Source organism: Pseudomonas sp. 44 R 15, from assembly GCF_900004965.1.
GTDB classification, from domain to species: domain Bacteria; phylum Pseudomonadota; class Gammaproteobacteria; order Pseudomonadales; family Pseudomonadaceae; genus Aquipseudomonas; species Aquipseudomonas orientalis_A.
On sequence record NZ_CVTU01000105.1, the window covers coordinates 5,240 to 10,291 of the forward strand.

Here is a 5,052-nt window from a genome sequence, read left to right on the forward strand (position 1 = left end):
GCCAGCAACACCGCCATTACCACACAGGCAATCCCGATCACCATCAGCCCGCGCAGTGGCGAGTTGCAGCTATTCAAGGTCGAGGACAGCGCCAGGCCGGCAATGCAGATCGGGATCGTCGCCAGCACAATCGCCACTGCCAGCTTGAACCAGCGGTCGTTGTAGTCACCCCGGCGTACGGCACTGATGCTGCCGGTGGTCACTTGCTGCACATCGCGCCAGAAATAGCTCACCACCGCCGCCAGGGCCGCCAACTGCATCGCTGCGGAAAACGCCGAGCCCGGGTCTTGCCAGCCGAGCAGGGCGGGTACTACGCGCATATGGGCGGTGGACGACACCGGCAGCAGCTCGGTAATGCCCTGGATCACCCCCAGGATGAAAATCTGCAGGTAATCCAGGGAGGCGAACCCCACATCCAGGCCGGCGGAGCAGACGTTAGTCAAAATACAAGTCCTTGAAAAAAGGGATAACCGGCGAAGTTTATTCTAAATGTTTCAGGATTTCGGCCTGGGCGGTCGCTATCTGCAATCGGTTCAGCCAATAGAAAGGTTGGGCAATGTATTGGCGCTGGCCAGCGCTTTTGTGAACAATGGCGCCCTGCGTTTTTTCACTGAGAGCCCCATGCCTGAAACCACCGTTGAATTGATCCAGACCGGCCCTGAACACGCCGAGCTGATCCGCAATCTCTACCAGTACTACGCGTATGAGTCTTCGGACTGGGAACAGGAAGACGTCGAGGCCGATGGCCGTTTCTACATCCACGACGAGCACCTGACCCGCTATTGGCAAGACCCGCAGTGGAGCGCCAATCTGTTACTGGTGGACGGTTATATCGCCGGCTTCCTGCTGATCGAAGGCAGCGAATTGCCGGGCATCGACGCCCTGGAACTGGCCGACCTGTTCATCCTCAAGCGCTACCGCCGCAAAGGCATCGGCCGCGCCATCGCCACCCAGGTGCTGTGCAGCGGCGAGGACAATTGGCTGGTGCGTTTTTTTGATCAGGACGAAGTGTCCCAGGCGTTCTGGCGCACGGTGCTGGATAACCTGCCGCGTCCGGTGCAGACCCTGGAGCTGGATGATGAGCCGCACCTGATGAGCTACCTGATTACCCACGCTTCACTGCATTGATCGATTATTGGCCCCGCCCGCAGAGCATCTGCTGCATCGCCTGCGGCGGTTGCCCGAACGCCCTGAGAAACGCCTGGCGCATGCGCTCGCGATCACCGAACCCGGTTTCGCGGGCCACGACTTCAACCGGGTGGCGACTGGTTTCCATCATGGCCCGTGCCGCTTCCACGCGCAGCGCTTCGATGGCCTTGGCCGGCGTCTGCCCGGTTTCTTCGCGAAACACCCGGCTGAATTGGCGCGGGCTGAGGCGGGCGACCTCGGCCAGGGCGTCCACCGACAGGTCGTGGGTGAGGTTTTCCCGGGCGTAGGCCAGGGCCAGTTGTACGCGGTCGGACTTGGGGTCCAGTTCGAGCAGGGCTGACAGTTGCGATTGTTCACTGCCGCGCCGCTGCGCGATCACCAACTTGCGGGCGATGCGCCGGGCCAGGTCACTGCCCAGGTCGTTCTCCACCATCGCCAGTGCCAGGTCGACCCCGGCGCTCATGCCGGCACCGGTCCACACTTGGCCGTCCACCACGAATAACTTGTCGTCTTCCAGGTGAATGTGCGGGTAGCGCTTGCGAAACGCCGGCGCGTGGATCCAGTGGGTGGTGGTGCGCTTGCCGTCGAGCAAACCCGCTTCGGCCAGCACGAAAATGCCCATGCACAGCGAGGCCACGCGGCGCGATTGCGCAGAAGCCGCCTTGACCATCTCCAGCAGATTGGCTTCCGGCAGGCGAAACTCCAGGTAGCCGCTGACGATCAGCGTGTCATAGCCCTCGGGACGAATCGCCGTGGTGTTCACCGAAAACCCCTGGGACGTCATGACGGCGCCGCCGCTTTCCGACACCAGATGAAAGGCATAGGCCGGCTCGCCTCGCAGCAGGTTGGCGCACTCGAACACCGAGCCCAGGCTGAGGCTCAGGGACTGGAAGTTCGGGTAAACCATCAGCGCAACGCTGTGCATCGTTATTCTCCAAGGGGCGCGGGAGGGAGGATTGTCGGCGCGTACCGGATAAACGGCAACTGCCGGTGGCGAATGTCCGGAATCCTTGCGGATATGACATTGTGAGCCTGCGCCCCGGTCCCTAACATTGCCCCAACGAACTAGACGACTGGTCTAATCGCAAGGGGCCAAGCATGCATAGCCAAACCAGAAGCGCACGGCAGACCATTCTTGACAGTGCACAAGCGATTGTCGGCGCCAAGGGATTTTCTGCGGTGGGGTTGAACGAAATCCTGCAAGCCGCCGAGGTGCCCAAGGGCTCGTTTTATCACTACTTCACCTCCAAGGACGCGTTCGGGGTGGTGCTGCTCGATACCTACTTCGATCACTACATCGAGGGCATGCAGCAGCTGTTCAGCCAGCCGGGCGTGTCCCACTACGCCAGGCTGATGCGCTACTGGCAGGGCTGGATCGACAACCACACCGGCTGCACCGACGCCGGCAAATGCCTTGCCGTCAAACTCGGCGCCGAGGTGTCAGACCTTTCAGAGCCGATGCGCCTGGCATTGCAGCGCGGCACGTCACGCACCATCGAGTTGCTCGCCATGGCGCTGCGGCACGGCGAGCAAGACGGCTCGCTGATGCTTGAGCAACCTGCCGAAAGCCTGGCCCGACGCCTGTATGCGTTGTGGCTGGGGACCAGCGTCATGGGCAAGATCACCCGTACCACCGCGCCGTTCGATGAGGCGCTGGGCCTGACCCGACAGTTGTTGGGCCACCCCGAAAACCCTGCTATTCACCACGATCGAGGCACTGGAAAATGAAAGTATTAATGGTACTGACCTCTCACGACCAGCTGGGCGATACCGGCCGCAAGACCGGCTTCTGGCTCGAAGAGTTTGCCGCTCCCTATTACGCGTTCAAGGACGCCGGCGCCGAGGTGGTGCTGGCATCGCCTGCCGGTGGCCAGCCGCCGCTGGACCCGGTCAGCGATCAGCCCGATGCCCAGACCGAACAGACCCATCGCTTCAACGCCGACCCTGCCGCGCAGCAGGCCCTCGCCACTACGGTGAAGTTGGACGCGGTCAACGCCGATGACTTCGACACCGTGTTCTACCCGGGCGGCCACGGCCCGCTGTGGGACCTGGCCGAGTCGCCGGTGTCCATCGCGCTGATCGAGTCGTTCGAGCGTGCCGGCAAGCCTGTCGGGTTGGTCTGCCACGCACCGGGCGCCTTGCGTCACGTCAAGGCGGTCAACGGCGAGCCCTTGGTCAAGGGCCGTCGCGTCACGGGGTTCTCCAACTCGGAAGAGGCCGCCGTGGGCCTGACTGACGTCGTGCCGTTCCTGGTGGAAGATGAATTCAAGAAACTGGGCGGCAAGTATGAGAAGGGCGCCGATTGGCAGTCGTTCGTGATTGTCGATGGTCTGCTGGTGACGGGGCAGAACCCCGGCAGCTCCAGTGAAGTGGCCAAGGCCCTGTTGAACCTCACCGCTTAACTTAACCCCACCGACTTAACCCCACCGATTGATGCATGTGGCGGCTCGCAAGAGTCGCCAGTGTTTTCGTTCGTCCTGAATTTGGAATATCCCCATGGCTCATCCGTTGAACACCCCCGTAAAACTGGGGCATCACACCCTGAACAACCGCATCGTGCTGCCGCCCCTGACCCGCCAGCGCAGCGCGCAACCGGGCGATATCGCCACCGACTTGATGGCCACGTACTACCGTCAACGCGCCAGCGCCGGGTTCATGGTCAGCGAGGGCACCCAGATCGAGCCTCGCGGCCAGGGTTACGCGTGGACGCCGGGGATCTACACGCCGGCGCAGATCGACGGCTGGCGCAAGGTCACCGAGGCGGTGCATGCCGAGGGCGGCGTGATCTTCGCCCAGCTGTGGCATGTGGGCCGTGTGTCCCACAATGCCTTGCAACCCGACGGCGCCGCACCGGTCGCCCCCTCGGCCATCCAGGCCCTGCAGGCCAAGGCCTTTATCGAAACGGCGCCGGGTGCCGGTGAGCTCAAACAACCGCCGGTCCCCCGCGCCCTGACGGTGCTGGAGATCGAGGAACTGGTCGGCCACTACGCACAGGCGGCGCGCAATGCCCTGGACGCCGGCTTCGACGGGGTGGAGATTCATTCGGCCAATGGTTACCTGGTCAACCAGTTCATCTCGGCCCATTCCAACCAGCGCGATGATGAATACGGTGGCACGCTGGACAATCGCCTGCGCTTTTTGCGCGAAATCGTCGAAGCCGTGTGCCGCGTAGTCGGCCCTGAGCGCGTTGGCGTGCGCTTTTCGCCGTTGTTCAGTGGCACCGATCAGGAGCGTGTCTACATCGGCCTGGTGGAAGAAGACCCGCACCACACCTATATCGAAGCGATCAAGGTGCTGGAGCAGTCGGGTATCGCCTATGTCTCCATCGCCGAAGCCGACTGGGACAATGCTCCCGACCTGCCGGACAGCTTCCGCCAGGCCGTGCGCAGCACCTTCAGCGGACGCGTCATCTATGCCGGCCGCTACACCGCCGAACGTGGCGCAACACTGGTGGACGCCGGGCTGGCGGACCTGATTGCATTCGGCCGGCCGTTCATTGCCAACCCGGACCTGCCGCAGCGAATCTTCAATGGCTGGCCGTTGAATGCGTTGAAGGCTGAGGGGTTGTATGGCGGGACCGAGGCCGGGTATGTGGATTATCCGGAATATGTTCAACCAGGCTGAGTTCGACAGCTACCCTGTGGCGAGTCGGGGAGGGCTGCGCCCTCCAGCGGGCATAGGTATCTACACAATTTTGGTGCGACACTGCACCTGTGGCGAGGGAGCTAACGCGTATCTACCTGACGCTCCGAGATCCAAATGTGGGAGGGGGCTTGCCCCCGATGACGGCCTCAGGGACAGCCAGTATCTTGGATCAGACCGAGTACATATCCGTTTCTGCGGTAACGGCCACTTAGGGTTCCGCCCTGACGGCGGCTCACTTTTGAAAAGCGCAAAAGTAAG

6 protein-coding genes are annotated in these 5,052 nt (G+C 62.4%); 4 read left to right on the forward strand and 2 right to left on the reverse strand.

Going from position 1 to position 5,052, the window contains the following annotated elements:
- Positions 1-443, reverse strand: a 443-nt coding sequence (locus BFP93_RS29345) for an undecaprenyl-diphosphate phosphatase (RefSeq protein ID WP_305118199.1), incomplete at its 3' end; no start/stop codon positions are given.
- 46 nt (positions 444-489) lie between these two features.
- Between BFP93_RS29345 and BFP93_RS18695 the strand changes: the two genes are divergently transcribed.
- The gene (locus BFP93_RS18695; protein WP_065894227.1) at positions 490-1,128 is read left to right on the forward strand and encodes a GNAT family N-acetyltransferase; all 639 of its coding nucleotides are present in this window, start codon (positions 490-492) and stop codon (positions 1,126-1,128) included.
- Positions 1,129-1,132: 4 nt separating this feature from the next.
- Here the strand turns inward: BFP93_RS18695 and BFP93_RS18700 are convergent, their stop codons facing one another.
- Complete coding sequence (locus tag BFP93_RS18700) at positions 1,133-2,074, reverse strand: GlxA family transcriptional regulator (protein ID WP_065894231.1); 942 nt, start codon at positions 2,072-2,074, stop codon at positions 1,133-1,135.
- Between the two features lie 173 nt (positions 2,075-2,247).
- Here BFP93_RS18700 and BFP93_RS18705 point away from each other — a divergent pair, with 173 nt between their 5' ends.
- From BFP93_RS18705 to BFP93_RS18715, 3 genes are all read left to right on the forward strand, one after another.
- Entirely contained in the window at positions 2,248-2,877 is a 630-nt protein-coding gene (locus BFP93_RS18705; RefSeq protein WP_065894233.1) for a TetR/AcrR family transcriptional regulator, read from the forward strand.
- Positions 2,874-3,551 carry a type 1 glutamine amidotransferase domain-containing protein gene (locus tag BFP93_RS18710; RefSeq protein WP_065884738.1) on the forward strand — a complete coding sequence of 226 codons (678 nt, stop codon included), beginning with the start codon at positions 2,874-2,876 and terminating at the stop codon, positions 3,549-3,551. The genes BFP93_RS18705 and BFP93_RS18710 overlap by 4 nt, the downstream gene beginning before the upstream one ends.
- A 94-nt stretch (positions 3,552-3,645) precedes the next feature.
- A complete protein-coding gene (locus BFP93_RS18715; RefSeq protein ID WP_065894235.1) occupies positions 3,646-4,773 on the forward strand; it encodes an alkene reductase in 1,128 nt (375 codons plus the stop codon).
- Positions 4,774-5,052 lie beyond the last annotated feature (279 nt).